Here is a 13,881-nt window from a genome sequence, read left to right as displayed (position 1 = left end):
CGGCTTACGCGCGCGGTGCGTTGCCGCCTGCTCATCCGTCAGTTGTTGCTGTGGCCTCGTCGCTAGCGCTCTGTTGCAGGTGCCTTCGTGGTGACCTAACGCGACTGAGCCACAGGCCAGTCTTCTGGAGAAATCCTGGAGACGATCTTGAATGCGGCGCCGTGGGACACCTATGCAAACCAACACAGAGCAACGCCCTGAGCTGCACCTTTGGCAGGGATCGCAGGTTAGCGATCTTCCAGGGCCTCATTCGGGACGAAGAGGTCGCGGGTTCAAATCCCGCCACCCCGACAGGTGAAATACCAGATCAGGCCCGGTCTCCTTCTCAGGAGACCGGGCCTGATGCGTTCTCAGGAAGCCTCCGGGAGTGAGCGGAGAGTGGATCATGAACTCACTGCCGGGGAGTGAGCGGGTGCGTGTGGCGAGAGCCGACGCCGGGTCCGCTCGACGAGCAAGGCGCCGAAGCCCCACACGCGAGGGGCCGCAGGCATCAGGGCCGGGTAGCTCTCCAGCGGCAGCGAGTCAAAGGTCTCCGCCGACCCGGCATCGCACTGCGTCAGATCTTGATGATGTGGACGCCGGGGCCGCACAGCATGTGGAGGTCCTCGGGATCTGACGTCAGGACGGTCACTGGGGAGGGGGAGGCCAGTGCGGTGGCAGCCACGAGGGCGTCGAGGGCGTATTTGTGGCCGTGCAGGCCGGCTGCCGCGAGCAGCTTGCTCGCGTGGCGGGCGATGGCTTCGGCGGGCGGGACGATGTTGACGCGCGAGACGGCGTAGTCGAAGCGGGCCTGATTGATCTTGGGGTCACGGGCTTCAACGAGGGTGACGGAGCTGGTAATGACGCGGACGTCCTCTGCCTCGGCCGCAGCCAGCCACTCGGTGAGCTCGGGTGAGCGGCGTACGAGTTTGGACAGGCCCTCGCAGTCCAGGACGAGGGTGCCGCTCACGCGGCGTCCGCCGAGCCCGCGGTGTCACCACGCAGGACGGCTCGCTTGGCCTCGACCGCTGCCTGGTCGACGGGGCCGTGTTCGGTTTCTGCGTCTTCGATGAGTTCGCGCAGGCGGTCGCGCTCCAGTTGGCGCTGAATGAGGGCTTCGACGTAGGCGGACATGCCGCGCTTGCCGGTACGTGCCTTGAGGGCGGCGATGGTGCCTTCGTGGAGGGAGACGGAGACCGGGCGGACAGGGCCTTCGCCGGGAGCGGGTTCGGGGGTGGTGGCCATGGAGCCAGGTTAACAAAACTTTTGTTATTGGGTACCGCCCCTGGACGGTGGCGGACTGCCCCAGAGGTAGTCCCCCGGTTCAGCACCCTGCCGGGCGGGACCGCGACACGCCCCCATCGCGTTCGTTGCCGACAAGAGGTCGTGGGTTCAAATCCCGGGTCGGGGCTGCGGAAGCGCGTGGACGCGGCGTGCGGCGAGTGTGATGATCATCGGGGCGTTCGGCGTGGGTCCGGCGCGCAGGGAGGGGCCGTGATCGCCATACCTTCTGCTCTGGTGGCGGTGTTCTTCGCTGCCTCGGGCGCGGCGGCGATCACCCGTGGCTGGGTGCTCCCCTGGAACCGGCGTTTGGTCCGCCGCGTTCCCCTCTATGGCTGGGGTCAGTTGGTGGTTGCCTTCGCCTTTTGCCTGCAGGTGATCGTCGGGCTGGTGAGCAGCGATCCCGACATCCGGCTCCTGTCCTTCGGCCCGCTTGCGCTGACCGGCCTCATCGTGATGATGGTGAGCCACACGGGTCGTCATCGGCAGGGCAGCGGCATGCCCTGACGAGCTCGTGCCATGGGCCTCTTCCTCGTCAGCTGGGCGCTGCGCTGGGTGAACGCGTACGTCTGACGCCGCTGTTGCCGGGTGCGGGTCGGCATGGACGGTGGCAGACAATGAGGCACCTACTGGGTTCAGTAGGTGCCTCACCTGGTTTCAGCGACGAGCCCGCGCGGCGTGTGTCGGGGCTCAGCTCAGTGCCCGAGCAGCGGTACGTCGATCTCGCCCCTGTGGTAGGCGCGGACGGCCTGGACCAGTTCGTCGGCGGAGAGCTGGTCGTCGCCGTTGGTCTGCATCTGGCGGAACGCGTCGGCCGGGTCGATGTTCTCGACCCCCATGGCGTCGAGCCAGGTCTTGAACTCGGTGGGGCTGATCCGGTCGTCATCGTCCACGTCCGCCAGCCCGATCATGGCCTGGACGGTCGGCTTGACGGCCTTCCCGAAGTCCGTGCCGCCGTTCTCCAGGACGTGTTCCTTGACGATGTCGTGGAACTGCTCGGGGGTCAGCCGGCCGTTCTCCTTGTCGATCCCGGCCTTGCCGGCGAAGAAGTTCCACATGCCCAGGTAGGCGTCGCTCAGCACGCGGCTTCTCGGGGAGCCGGGAGCTTCGCCGAAGGCCCGGAGGATGCGCTTGGACTCGGCGTCGAAGTCGGCCCTGTCGATGCGGCCGTCGCCGTTCACGTCCCAGCTGTCGAAGCGCGTCTTGATGCGGTCGAGCTGCACGGAGGTGGTCATCTCGGAGATCTCCAGGTGGTTCGGACACGGACCGTCACACTATCGACACTTTCGGCGATGACGGCTCGTGCGCGTATTGCCAACCGAGTGATACCGGGCGGGCATGGGCGGCCGCGCCCGGTACCGCCGGTGCCTCGATGCCCGGTCGCCGCGCGTCGTCGTCGGAGCCCGGGGCGTCGTCGACGGGAACCAGACCGAAAACGGAGAAGCTGATGGCCCAGTAGGCGATGTAGGCCACCAGCAGCACCGCGCCGTGCCACCGCCTGAGGTGCCCGGTGAGAAGTGCGTAGGCGGCGAACCCGTTGATCGCCACGAGGGCCGGCAGGTGCCAGCTGAAGATTTCCGGGGTGATCACGAGCGCGCCGCCGGCCAGGGCGATGATGCCCACCTTCGCGGTCACCGAGAACACGACGCTGCCGATGACGTTGCCGACACCGATCGCGGGCGCGCCCCGCCGGGCCGGCTCCGCGGTCAGGAAGATGTCCTCCAGGGACAGCACCAGCGTCGCGATCGTCGCCCCGAAGACAGTGCCGCTGATCGCGAAGTTCTCCAGGATGCCCTCGGTTCCCTTCGTCATGATCCAGGCGCCGACGACGATCCCGGTCAGCGAAAGGAGCGCCAGTACGAGCAGCATCCATCCCGGCCGGTTGGCCGACTTCCCCGCGCCGACCTGGCCGGTCTCGTAGAGGCCACCGGAGCCTTGGTCCCGGTCCCCGGCACCACCACCCGCACCCCCGGCCGCCCCGGCGGCGACGCCGACGAGTTCGGGACTGTCCACCGCTTCGAGTACTTCCGTGCTTCTGAACGTCGGCACCGCCCGACGGGACTCGCGGTAGGCGATGTAGGCGACGAACAGCACGAACAGCAGGACGAGAACGATCGCGAAGACGGTCCCCAACTCGCCGAGCAGTGCCGGCACGATCAGGATCAATGGAGAGACCGCGAACAACGCGATGTAGTCCTTGGGGATCTCCACCCGGCAGGGCGCGACGAGGGCGGCGATCGCGAGCACCAGGCCCGACAGCGAGATGACGGTTCCGAAGACGACGCCGAGCGCGACGTCCTCCAGGCCCTCGACGTTGAGCACCACACCGAACGCGAGGTCGTCGAACTCGATCCCGGTGAACACGATGGCCAGCAGGAACAGCGAGATCGCCAGGCCGCGCGCGGCGCCGACCAGGTAGGTGATCAGCTTCTCGGCACTGTAGATCAGCAGCGCCACTCCGGCGGCGAAGATGAGAATGGACGTCATCCGATTGCTCCCCCTTGAGCAGAACGGACTGGCCAGGCCCCGTGGGGACCTGGCCAGCGCCAATCAATCGGAAGCTAGCAGGGATGAGGGCGAGTGACAGCCGGGCGCACTGGTGCACACCGCCCCCAGGGCGTGCGCCCGCCTCACCTCGTGGGAGTGAGCGGCAGGGCGTCGGTGTACGCGTTCACCGGCTTGTCGGTCTTCTCCACGGAACGGGCGTCGAGCGCGGCGGGCGCGGAGCTCGTGCCCAGCGTTCCACCGGGGTGCCAGGTTCCCGTGACGGCCACCCAGCTGTCGGCCGGCGGGGCCGGGGTGCCATGGATCCGTACCTTCACGGACTGGGCGTCCGCCGCGCAGCAGGAGATGACGATCCGGGTCAGGGTCCAGCCGTCGCCCTTTTTGCCGGAGGTGGCGAAACCAGTCAACCGGACCGTACGCCCCTCGATGGCCCGCGTGCGGTCCTGCTGCACACGGCGGGTGAAGTCCGAAAGCGTCATCGGAAGCGGCGAGGTCGCGGGCAGCGGGTCGAAGTCGTCCTCGTGCGTGATGGCCTTGGGCGGCTGACGGGAGGCGGTGTACGCGCCGAGCGCGGGGGGAGCGTAGAACAGCAGGCTCAGCGCCGGGAGGAACAACAGCCACGCGGCACGGGGTGCGCCGGAGTGGTGGTGCCCGTGACCGTCGTGGTCGTCGCGGTCCGTGTCTTCGTCGTCCTCGCGCCGTCGCGCGTACGACACCGCTTCCGCCACACCGAGCAGCACCAGCAGGGCGCCGGAGGCGATGAGCAGCGCGCGCATCCCCTCGTTGACGTACCGCAGGTACAGGTCGGTGAACAGGGACACGCGCAGCAGGCCGATGCCGCTGAGGACGAGCAAGGTCATCTGGAGCGGGCGTCTCACAGCAGTGCTCCTCCGATCAGCGCGCTGAACACAACCGCCACAACCACCGTGGCGGCGGAGAACCGGACCGCGAAGGCCCGGCCGAAGGTCCCCGCCTGCAGGGCGATCAGCTTCATGTCGACCATCGGGCCGACGACCATGAACGCCAGCCGCGCGACCGGCGAGAACCCGGTCAGTGAGGCCGCCACGAACGCGTCCGCCTCCGAACACACCGCCAGCACGATCGCCAGCCCGGCCAGGAACAGCACCGACAGCCAGGGCGAACCGGAGAACGCGTCCAGCACGGAGCGGGGCACCGCGACATTGAACGTGGCCGCCGCCATCGCGCCCACCACCAGGAAACCGCCCGCATGCAGGAAGTCGTGCTGGAAGCCGGTCCGGAACTCCCGCCACCGGCTGCCACCGTCTGGTGCCCGCTGTGCCGCACGACCGGCCGCAGCCACTCGGCCCGCCCCAGCCAGAGCCACAGCCAGCCCATGGCCAGCGCCGTGCCCAGCGAGGCCAGCAGCCGGGCGGCGACCATGGCCGGCTGCCCGGGGAAGGCCACCGCGGTGGCCGTCAGCACCACGGGGTTGATCGCGGGCGCCGACAGCAGGAACGCGAACGCGGCCGCCGGTGTGACACCCCGTCCGATCAGGCGGTTCGCCACCGGCACCGACGCGCACTCACAGCCCGGCAGGACGACTCCCGCGACGCCGGCCACCGGCACGGCGAGCACCGGCCGACTCGGCAGCGCACGGCTGAACACCGCCGCCGGCACGAACGCGTTGATGGCACCGGAAAGGGCCGTACCCAGCAGAAGGAAGGGCAGCGCCTGAACCGTCACGGCAAGACAGACGGTCCGCCACGCCTGCATCGCCGGCGTCTCCATCCACTGGCCCCCGAGGTACAGCACCGTGCCGGGAACGACGGCCGCCCCCAGCAACAGCAGCGGCCAGTGACGGGGCCAGCCGGCAGCGGCGTCGTCCCCCGCCGCTCCGTCCGCGTCGGCGGACTCGGCCTCCCCGACCCGCTCTTCTGATCTCTGCATGCCGTGCCCCACCTGTCGGATGTTCCCGTCAACATAGCGGGCCCCGAACTGACGAACGGTGCTCAGCCGGCCTTGCCGGAAGGGCCGCCGACCTCGGCCCAGACCGTCTTGCCCACGGGGTGACGAGGTGTCCAGCCCCAGCGCAGGGCCAGGGCGTCCACCAGGAACAGGCCGCGGCCCGACTCGCCGTCGGGGTGGGATGAAGGGGCGGTCGCCGGAGGGTGTTTGGGCGAGGCGTCCGCCACCTCGACGCGCATGACGCCTGTCGCCGCGTCGAGGGCGAGCCCGAGAGCGAACTCATGGCCCGCCGCCCGGCCGTGCCGTACGGCGTTCGCCACGAGTTCGCCGACCACGAGCGCGATCGTGCACGACGTGTCCGAGTCCGGCGGGTACCCCCACTCCTCGATGTGCCGCACGGCCAGGCGCCGGGCCAGCCTCGCGCCTCGCGGAGTCGCGGCGAACTGCGCCGCGAAGTGACGGGAGTCGGGCGCTACGCCCTCTTCCGGTGTGGTCGTTCCTGCCAGCACGGCCTGTCTTCCTTCCCGCAAAGTGCACGAGTCGTCACGTTCCGTACTCAAGAGTCGTCCACCGGCCCTACGCTCGGAAGACGGCGCAGCCTTACCTTTCAGCTCGTAAGAAACGGAAGTAACGCCTTGGCCAAGGGAATCGACCCCAGTACGTCCATGGCGGCGCTGTTCGGTGCACGGGTGCGCAGACTCCGTACGGCGGCCGGACTCACCCAGGCCGAACTCGGTGCCAGGACACACGTGGTGAGCACCCGGATCACCCAGATCGAGCGCGCCTCCGGCGCCAAGCCCACCCTGGAACTGGCCCGCGCGCTCGACGCGGCCCTCGGCGCGGACAACCTGCTCGTCGAGCTGTGGCCCTACGTGTACCGGGAGGCGTTCCCGGACTGGTCGAGGGCGTTCATGGCCTACTCCGAGCGCGCCTTGTCCATCAGGCAGTACGCGGCGCACGTCGTGCCGGGTCTGCTCCAGACGGAACAGTACGCGCGAGCCGTTCTGAGTCTGGACGCGCTACTCGCCGACGAGGACCAGCTGGAGGAACGCGTCGTGGCCCGGCTGGGGCGACAGGAACGGCTCCGGTCGCCCGACCGACCGGAGCTGTGGGTGATTCTCGACGAGGCCGTGCTGAGGCGTCCGATCGGCAGCCTGGCCGTGATGCGAGAGCAATTGGGGGAGTTGCTCAATGCGGCAGCGAACCGTCGCACCACCGTGCAGGTGCTGCCCTTCGACCAGGGCGGACACGAGGCGATGGGTGGATCACTGACACTTCTCACGCTTCCCGACGGTTCAGAGGCCGCCTACACGGAGGGCTCGGACTATGGACGACTCATTGAGGAACCGACCAACGTCCTTCGCTACACGGTGATTTACGATCGGCTACGGGCAGCCGCCCTGCCCCCTCTCATGTCGCTCGACATGATCCGAAGCGTGATGGAGGGCAACCACCGTGGAGCGAACGTCCCGTCCCGGTCCGAACGGCGCCGCTTGGCGCAAGAGCAGCTACAGCAATCAGGCTGGGGGCGACTGCGTGGAGGTCGCGGCCGGGCTCAAGGACATCGTCCCCGTTCGTGACAGCAAGGTCCCGGACGGTCCCTCGCTGGCCTTCGGCGCCGGCTCCTGGGCCTCGTTCATAGGCGAGTTGAAGTCCGGCACCACCGCATCGAACTGACGTAAGGCGCTGGTCCGTTAATTCGGCGACCGGGAAAGATCCCGGTCGCCGAATTCATTTACGACCTGCAATTCTCACGCTCCCCCCACAACCCTGTCGAACATTCGCACTCTCTCCACAAACAGCCGACGCACGTCCGCAGCGCGCGGGATCATGTGACCTGATCGCGATCAAAGCCCCGGTTGTCGGCCGGAAAATATCCGGACATCAGAGGTAAGCGAATGGATCTTTCGCGTGGTGTATCTCACTGAGGGAATGTCAAGTGGTTCGACCGGAAAACCCAGTCGGGTTGCCCGGGGCGTCTGGAAAGTGGTTCCATCACGGCTGGCCGCGATGACTGGGAGTCACAATGCGGCTCTGTGTCGAATTCCCGAGCATTTTGTGATCGTCAATCGGGCGCCGCAAGGACAAGAACCAGGAGGGAGCAACGTGGGTTGCTCGCACGCCGTGGGATGCCCCCTTTTCCCCCTGCTCAGGGCGAGCTTGCAGGGATGGCGCGACTACTACTGCGACAGCACGGACCAGTGGCACGACTGTGCCCGCTACCAGTTGTCACGCACCGGCGAGCGCGTGCCGATCAGCCTGCTGCCCAACGGAGCGACGGCGCGGCACCTCGAAGGCGAGACCCGTACGGGCCGGTCCAGCGCGACCAACCCCACGCAGGTTCCCCAGCCGCGGCCGCAGCCACAGGCGCAGCCCCAGCAGCATCCGCAGCCGCATGCTCACCCCCACCCCCAGCCGCAGCCGGGCGCCTGGTCCCAGGCGGTACCGGCCGGCCCGCCTGAGCCGTCCCCACCCGGACCCGGACAACCGGAGGGCTCGGCCTGGTTCGGGGCGGCGCCCCCGGCACCGGCCCCGACGTACCAACCGTCACCACCCCACATACCGGCCCCCCGGCATTCGGACCACTCCGCTCCGCACACGGGGCGGACTCCCGGTCCGAAGCGCGGCTTGCTGGGCCGGCTCGCCGACTGGATGAGAGGTCCGGCATGAACTACTGGCCCTGGTGGGCGGGCGCGGTCGGGCTCGCCCTGGTCACCGTCAACTACACCCTCACCACCGACCGGTCCTTCGGGGTGTCGTCCGCCTGGGACCGCGTGCTGCACTGGCGCAGCGAACGCCGTCTGGAAAAAATGGACGACGAGTTCGCCGACGACCAGGCGCTCGCCGAAGCCCTCGCCGCGGCCACCGCGGAACACTTCGGAACGCTGCCCGGCGCGCCGGCCTCGGCCCAGCCCCCGTACGGGGACCCGCAGCCGCCCGCGCCCGGCCCCGGCGTCGAACCGGTCACCAGTCAGCGCCCCGCCCCTCTCGTCACCCAGGCCGCCCTGCTGGTGTCGATCTTCTTGGGCGGGCTGATCGCCTCGCTCGTGTCCGGACGGTTCAAGATCCGCCACGACATGGGCCCGGCGTTCCGGGACCTGGTCACCTCCGATCCGGTCACCATGGTCGTCGTGCTTTTCCTGGGCGGGGTGCTGGTCGGCTTCGGCACCCGGCTGGCCGGCGGGTGCAGCTCCGGCCACGGGCTGAGCGGCTGCGGCCGGCTGCGCCCGGTCAGCATCGTCGCGACCGCCGTGTTCTTCGGCACCGCCGTCGGTGTGTCGTTCCTCCTGTGGAAGGTGATCTGATGCGTACCCGCGGCGCGATCCTGCTGGCCAACATCATCACCGGGCTGGCCCTGGGCTTCACCGTCTCCAACATCGGCTTCGGCGACTACGCCGAGCTGAACCGCATGTTCACCTTCCAGGACCTGCGGATGTTCCTGTCCTTCGCGGGCGCCGTCGCGATCATCGTGGTCGCGTTCGCCCTGCTGCGGGTGCGTCGGACCCCCGGGCGCATCCACGCCAGTGTGATCCCCGGCGCGGTGCTGTTCGGCACGGGGTGGGCGATCTCGGGCGGCTGCCCGGCGATCCCGATCATCCAGGTCGCCGGCGGTTATCTGCCCGCCCTGGTGACCATCGCCGGTGTCGCCGTCGGCATCTGGCTGTGCCGCTGGGCCAACGCCCGGTTCTTCCACCTGGACCGCGGCTCCTGTGGGCTGTGACCGAGGGCGTCAAACGTCTCCGGGCAGCATTTGCCCCGTTTTGACCTAAGACGCCATCCGATTCCTGATCCGGGACGTATCTCCTACGAGACATGTTCCATCAGGAGGAAAGCCATGGCGATCTTCACTGCACTCTTCCCCGCACTGAACCGTGATCACGGCGGTGGCCACGGCGGTCACGGCGGAGGTCACGGCGGTCGTGGCGGCCGCAGCGGACACGGCGGGCGCGGCGGGCGCGGCGGATACGGCGGATACGGCGGCCGCGGGAACCGCGGGTCGCGAGGCCACGGTCGCGGTTACTGATTTTGGCCACCCCAGCCGACTCGGAGCGGAGCGGACCGGAGCCCCAGGGAGCCGGTCCGCTCCGTCAGTACGTCCTGAGCCGGCTGCTGTCGGTGGGGGCGGACGAGCAGGGCGTGGTCACGGCCGCCCCGCCGCTGTCCCTGCGTGAGGTGTTCCGGCGTTTCTGGCCCTACACCCGAGGACGCCGTGGCTGGCTCGCGCCGCTTCTCCTGCTCACTACGACGGGTCCCCTCGTCGACGCGGCCGAACTGTGGCTGTTCAAGATCATGGTGGACGAGGTGCTCGTCCCGCGGGACCTGCATCCCTTCGTCTGGATCGCGCCCACCTACGTGGGGCTGATCCTCCTCTCCGGCGTCTTCGGGTTCGCCGACGACGTGACCTCCGCGTACGTCAGCGAACGCTTCCTGCTCTCCCTGCGCTCCGACGTCTTCCGGCACGTCCAGGGGCTGTCGCTGGGGTTCTTCGAACGGCGGCGGCTCGGGGACGTGCTGTCGCGGATCACGGGGGACGTGGAATCCGTCGAGACGTTCCTGCTCTCCGGCGTGGCGGACGTCTTCTACGACCTGCTGCAACTGGGCGTCTTCCTCGGCCTGCTCTTCTATCTGAGCTGGGACCTCACGCTCCTCGCGATCGTCATCGTGCCGCTGTTCTGGGGCGCCGCCCGCCACTTCTCCCGGCTGACCAAGCAGGCGTCGCGGGAGCGCACGCGCCGCAGCGGCTCGCTCAGCGCGGTGGCCGAGGAGTCGCTGGGCAACGTGACCCTGGTACAGGCGTACAACCGGCAGGACTGGGAGCAGCGCCGCTTCGAGCGCGAGAACGTGGGCCGCTTCCGCGCGGCGATGGCCTCGACGCGCATCCGGGCCGTCTACCGGCCGCTGGTGGAGCTGATCGAGGTGTGCGGCGGCCTCGCCGTCATGGGGCTCGGCACCTGGAAGCTCACCCAGGGCCAGCTCACCCTGGGCGGGCTGCTGGTCTTCCTGGCGCTGATCGGCAAGCTCTACAGCCCGGTCCGCGACCTGTCCCGCCTCGGCCCCGCCTTCTACGCCGCCTCCGCCTCCGCCGAACGCATCGTGGAGCTGCTCGACCAGCGGCCCCAGGTCCGCGAGGCCCCGGACGCGCGGCGGATCGGCCGGGCCCGCGGCGAGGTCGAGTTCGACGGGGTGTCCTTCCGCTATCCCGAGACGTCCCGCTGGGCCCTGTCTGACGTGTCGTTCCGCGTCCGCCCCGGCGAGACCCTGGCCCTGGTGGGAGCGAGCGGGGCCGGGAAGTCCACGGTGGCCAAGCTGCAGCTGCGCTTCTACGACCCCGACCGGGGCGCCGTCCGCCTCGACGGCACCGATCTGCGCGAGCTGGCCCTGACCGATGTGCGCGAGAGCGTCGCGGTGGTGCTCCAGGAGACGCTCGTCCTGCACGGCACGGTGCGGGAGAACATCGCCTACGGCCGGCCCGGCGCCACCGAAGCGGAGATCGTCGAGGCCGCCCGCGCCGCGGACGCCGACGAGTTCGTCCGGCTGCTGCCGGACGGCTACGACACCGTGGTCGGACAGCGCGGCCGGATGCTGTCCGGCGGGCAGCGCCAGCGGCTCGCCATCGCCCGCGCGATGATCAGGGACGCGCCCGTGCTGCTGCTCGACGAGCCCACCACCGGCCTGGACGCCCTGTCGGGCCGCCGCATCATGGACCCGCTGCGCCGGCTCATGGCAGGCCGGAGCACCGTCGTCATCTCCCACAATCTGCTCACGGTCCGCGACGCCACCCGGATCGTGGTGCTCGAACAGGGCCGGGTCACCGAGTCCGGGACCCACGACGAACTGTTCGCGCGCGGCGGCACGTACGCGCGGCTGCACCGGCTGCACAGCGCGGCCGCGCCCACGGGGCCGCCGCCGCAGGGCACGGTGCTGTCATGACCGCCGCCACGCGGACGGCCGTGGAGCCGCCGCTGCCCGCGGGCACCCGCCCCGTCCCCGGCTACGAGATCCTCGGACACCTGGACCGCACGGGCTGGCTGGACCTGTACGACTCCTGGAGCGAGGAACGGACCTGCCGCTGCGTCATCAAGGTGCTGCGCCCCGATCTGCGTGGCGATCCGGGGCTGGGCGCCAGGCTGCTGCGGGAGGGCGGGTGGCTGCGCGACTTCACCCACCCGCACCTGGCCCGCGCGTACGAGACGTTCGCGGAGCCCGAGCCGCTCGTCGTCATGGAGACGCTGACCGGGGAGACGCTCGCGCATCTCCTCGGCCGGCTGCGGCGCCGGCCGGGCGCCACCGACGTGGCGCTTCTCGGGGTGCAGCTGTGCTCCGCGGTGCACTATCTGCACGGACGGGGGCTGCTCCACCTGGACCTCAAGCCGGCCAACATCGTCGTGGACCGGGGACACGTCAAGGTGCTCGACCTCAGCGTGGCCCGGCCTCCCGGGTACGCGCCGCGCGGGACGGGCACGTTGTACTACCGCTCGCCGGAGCAGGCGCGCGGAGGGCCGCTGTCGGCCGCGGCCGATGTGTGGGGCATCGGCGTCACGCTGTACGAGACGGCCTGCGGTGACGTGCCCTTCCCCGAGGGCGAGGAGGCCGAGAGCGAGGACAGCGCGAGCGGCGTCCGGTGCCCGCTCCTCGAGGAGGCCGCCCCGCCGGTCGCGTCGCGCCGCCGCCTGCCGCGCACGCTCGCCGGAGCCGTCGACGCCTGTCTGAGCCTGGACCCGGAGAATCGCCCCGCGCTCCCCGGACTGGCCGAGGCCCTGGGCACCGTGCTCCCGAGTTCGTGAGCGGTCCTCCCCGGGAGCCTTCGGGACGGGCAGCCCTCAGGACGTGTCCTCGCCCGTGGCGAAGTGGGTTCTGGCCAGGACGGTGCCGTCGGGGGCGATCACCCGTGCGCCGGCCAGCTTCGCGGGGTCGATGGTGGCCGGGCCGCCCCAGGAGCCGCGGCCGCTGTGCAGCGTGAGGTCACCGACGCGGACCGTGGTGCCGTCCTTGCGCACCAGCCGGCAGGTGACCTTGCCCTCGTGGGGTCCGCCGGCCCTGGTGAGGTCGACGGTCATGTAGATCCAGCCCGGGGAGCCGGGGTGGGCGTAGACCTCGCCGGCCGGCCTTCCGACCGCGTCGGCCGAGGTGAGACCGCCCCACAGCATGCCCGTCCCGGTGGCGGTCGCGGCGGGCCGGGACATCGTGGACTCGATCGCCGTGCCGACCGCCCAGCCGCCGAAGCCGACGGCGATGATGACCGCGCCTGCGGCGGCGGCGACCCGCGGCCGCAGCCGGCCGAGCACGCCCGGACGCGGGATGCCCGGCGCCCGGGTGTGCGGACGCCTCTCGTGCGCCGCCCTCTGCGTCAGCGCCTGCGCCACCCGGCTCTCGAACCCGACCGGCGGCTCGCTCCCCGGCAGGAGCCCGATCAGCCGGTCACCCAGCAGAGTGAGCTGTGCGATGTACTCGCGGCAGTCCGCGCACCTCTCCAGATGCGCGACTGCGCCGGCACGCTCGCGGCCGGGCAGCACGCCCAGCGCGAGCTCGGCGCCGATCTCGCGGAGCTTCTCGCAGCTGGTCTCACTGGCCATGGTCGCCTCGCTGGAAGGAGGCGAGGGTGGTGCGCAGCTTCCCCATCGCCGCCCTGACCCGTGTCTTGGCGGTGCCCAGCGGAATGTGCTCCCAGTCGGCGATCTGCTGGGCGGTCATGCCGTAGATGCCGGCCATCACCAGGGCACGGCCCTGTTCGCGCGGCAGCTCGGCCACGGCGGCCCGCAGCCGGGACGACGCCTCGTCGGCCAGTGCGTGCCGCTCGGGCGTGTCGCTGACGACGTCCAGGATCGCGTCGAGGTCCTCCGGCGCCACCGGCTCCTGACGCCGCGACCGTACGGCGTCGATGGCGAGGTTGTGGGCGATGGTGGTCAGCCAGGTCGTGACCGACCCACGGCGCGAGTCGTAGATCTGCGCGTGCCGCCATGCCCGCTCGAATGTCTGTTGTGCGATGTCCTCCGCCAGTTGCGGATCCCCGGTGACCGCGACGGCGACACCGAAGACCCTGTGCTGGAACCTCCTTACGAAACTGACCGCGAGTTCCGGATCACCGGCGGCGAGCCCGGACAGCAGAGCCTCGTCCGGGAGCCGGCCCACGGGGAACCAGAATCTCGACACATCCGTGTATACGGGCCATCCCCGTCCAGGGATTGCCCG

The 13,881-nt window shown here is 70.0% G+C and carries 15 protein-coding genes and 1 pseudogene; 7 read left to right on the top strand and 9 right to left on the bottom strand.

The features are described 5' to 3' along the window. Positions 1–556 precede the first annotated feature (556 nt). Positions 557–949 (bottom strand): type II toxin-antitoxin system VapC family toxin, encoded by a 393-nt coding sequence (locus CG719_RS11450; RefSeq protein ID WP_100568458.1) that lies wholly within the window; start codon positions 947–949, stop codon positions 557–559. Beyond that, positions 946–1,224 carry a hypothetical protein gene (locus CG719_RS11445; RefSeq protein ID WP_100568457.1) on the bottom strand — a complete coding sequence of 93 codons (279 nt, stop codon included), beginning with the start codon at positions 1,222–1,224 and terminating at the stop codon, positions 946–948. The genes CG719_RS11450 and CG719_RS11445 overlap by 4 nt, the downstream gene beginning before the upstream one ends. Positions 1,225–1,473: 249 nt before the next feature. Between CG719_RS11445 and CG719_RS11440 the strand changes: the two genes are divergently transcribed. After that, the gene (locus CG719_RS11440; RefSeq protein WP_100568456.1) at positions 1,474–1,767 is read left to right on the top strand and encodes a hypothetical protein; all 294 of its coding nucleotides are present in this window, start codon (positions 1,474–1,476) and stop codon (positions 1,765–1,767) included. Between the two features lie 188 nt (positions 1,768–1,955). Here CG719_RS11440 and CG719_RS11435 read toward each other — a convergent pair whose 3' ends face one another. The 5 genes and pseudogenes from CG719_RS11435 to CG719_RS11415 form a co-directional block, all read right to left on the bottom strand. Then, positions 1,956–2,495, bottom strand: coding sequence for an EF-hand domain-containing protein (locus tag CG719_RS11435; protein ID WP_100568455.1), 540 nt, complete (start codon positions 2,493–2,495; stop codon positions 1,956–1,958). A gap of 34 nt (positions 2,496–2,529) precedes the next feature. Further along, positions 2,530–3,747 (bottom strand): sodium:calcium antiporter, encoded by a 1,218-nt coding sequence (locus CG719_RS11430; protein WP_100568454.1) that lies wholly within the window; start codon positions 3,745–3,747, stop codon positions 2,530–2,532. Positions 3,748–3,890: 143 nt separating this feature from the next. Next, positions 3,891–4,643, bottom strand: coding sequence for a TIGR03943 family putative permease subunit (locus tag CG719_RS11425; RefSeq protein ID WP_100568453.1), 753 nt, complete (start codon positions 4,641–4,643; stop codon positions 3,891–3,893). Further along, positions 4,640–5,673: pseudogene (locus tag CG719_RS11420) on the bottom strand (permease). Before CG719_RS11420 ends, CG719_RS11425 begins: the two are co-directional and overlap by 4 nt. A 62-nt stretch (positions 5,674–5,735) precedes the next feature. Continuing rightward, positions 5,736–6,200 carry an ATP-binding protein gene (locus tag CG719_RS11415; protein ID WP_199836601.1) on the bottom strand — a complete coding sequence of 155 codons (465 nt, stop codon included), beginning with the start codon at positions 6,198–6,200 and terminating at the stop codon, positions 5,736–5,738. Positions 6,201–6,356: 156 nt separating this feature from the next. On the opposite strand from CG719_RS11415, the gene CG719_RS11410 reads away from it, so the two are divergent. The 6 genes from CG719_RS11410 to CG719_RS11375 all read left to right on the top strand — a co-directional run bounded on the left by CG719_RS11410 (position 6,357) and on the right by CG719_RS11375 (position 12,476). Beyond that, entirely contained in the window at positions 6,357–7,271 is a 915-nt protein-coding gene (locus tag CG719_RS11410) for a helix-turn-helix domain-containing protein (protein ID WP_100568451.1), read from the top strand. Further along, positions 7,228–7,368, top strand: coding sequence for a DUF397 domain-containing protein (locus tag CG719_RS36320; protein WP_100568450.1), 141 nt, complete (start codon positions 7,228–7,230; stop codon positions 7,366–7,368). Before CG719_RS11410 ends, CG719_RS36320 begins: the two co-directional genes overlap by 44 nt. Before the next feature lie 989 nt (positions 7,369–8,357). Continuing rightward, on the top strand, positions 8,358–8,996 hold the full coding sequence (locus CG719_RS11395; protein ID WP_100568448.1) for a YeeE/YedE family protein: 639 nt from the start codon (positions 8,358–8,360) through the stop codon (positions 8,994–8,996). Next, entirely contained in the window at positions 8,996–9,412 is a 417-nt protein-coding gene (locus CG719_RS11390) for a YeeE/YedE thiosulfate transporter family protein (protein ID WP_100568447.1), read from the top strand. The genes CG719_RS11395 and CG719_RS11390 overlap by 1 nt, the downstream gene beginning before the upstream one ends. A gap of 305 nt (positions 9,413–9,717) precedes the next feature. After that, positions 9,718–11,622, top strand: a complete 1,905-nt coding sequence (locus CG719_RS11380; RefSeq protein WP_100568446.1) for an ABC transporter ATP-binding protein — start codon at positions 9,718–9,720, stop codon at positions 11,620–11,622. Then, positions 11,619–12,476: a serine/threonine-protein kinase gene (locus CG719_RS11375; protein WP_100568445.1), complete on the top strand. Its 858-nt coding sequence runs from the start codon at positions 11,619–11,621 to the stop codon at positions 12,474–12,476. Before CG719_RS11380 ends, CG719_RS11375 begins: the two co-directional genes overlap by 4 nt. 36 nt (positions 12,477–12,512) lie before the next feature. On the opposite strand, the gene CG719_RS11370 is transcribed toward CG719_RS11375, so the two are convergent. Both CG719_RS11370 and CG719_RS11365 read right to left on the bottom strand, forming a co-directional pair. After that, the gene (locus CG719_RS11370; protein ID WP_100568444.1) at positions 12,513–13,265 is read right to left on the bottom strand and encodes a hypothetical protein; all 753 of its coding nucleotides are present in this window, start codon (positions 13,263–13,265) and stop codon (positions 12,513–12,515) included. Beyond that, positions 13,255–13,842 carry an RNA polymerase sigma factor gene (locus CG719_RS11365; protein ID WP_100568443.1) on the bottom strand — a complete coding sequence of 196 codons (588 nt, stop codon included), beginning with the start codon at positions 13,840–13,842 and terminating at the stop codon, positions 13,255–13,257. Before CG719_RS11365 ends, CG719_RS11370 begins: the two co-directional genes overlap by 11 nt. Positions 13,843–13,881 lie beyond the last annotated feature (39 nt).

Origin of the sequence: Streptomyces sp. CB01373, assembly GCF_002803075.1 — a bacterium.
Classification (GTDB): domain Bacteria; phylum Actinomycetota; class Actinomycetes; order Streptomycetales; family Streptomycetaceae; genus Streptomyces.
Note: the sequence above shows the minus strand (reverse complement) of the source record. Positions and strands in the feature narration are given on the sequence as shown.

Coding starts and splice junctions, on each gene's coding strand:
- CG719_RS11435 (WP_100568455.1), bottom strand. CDS start 2,495: ATGACCACCTCCGTGCAGCTCGACCGCATCAAGACGCGCTTCGACAGC.
- CG719_RS11445 (WP_100568457.1), bottom strand. CDS start 1,224: ATGGCCACCACCCCCGAACCCGCTCCCGGCGAAGGCCCTGTCCGCCCG.
- CG719_RS11430 (WP_100568454.1), bottom strand. CDS start 3,747: ATGACGTCCATTCTCATCTTCGCCGCCGGAGTGGCGCTGCTGATCTAC.
- CG719_RS11375 (WP_100568445.1), top strand. CDS start 11,619: ATGACCGCCGCCACGCGGACGGCCGTGGAGCCGCCGCTGCCCGCGGGC.
- CG719_RS11395 (WP_100568448.1), top strand. CDS start 8,358: ATGAACTACTGGCCCTGGTGGGCGGGCGCGGTCGGGCTCGCCCTGGTC.
- CG719_RS11410 (WP_100568451.1), top strand. CDS start 6,357: ATGGCGGCGCTGTTCGGTGCACGGGTGCGCAGACTCCGTACGGCGGCC.
- CG719_RS11390 (WP_100568447.1), top strand. CDS start 8,996: ATGCGTACCCGCGGCGCGATCCTGCTGGCCAACATCATCACCGGGCTG.
- CG719_RS11370 (WP_100568444.1), bottom strand. CDS start 13,265: ATGGCCAGTGAGACCAGCTGCGAGAAGCTCCGCGAGATCGGCGCCGAG.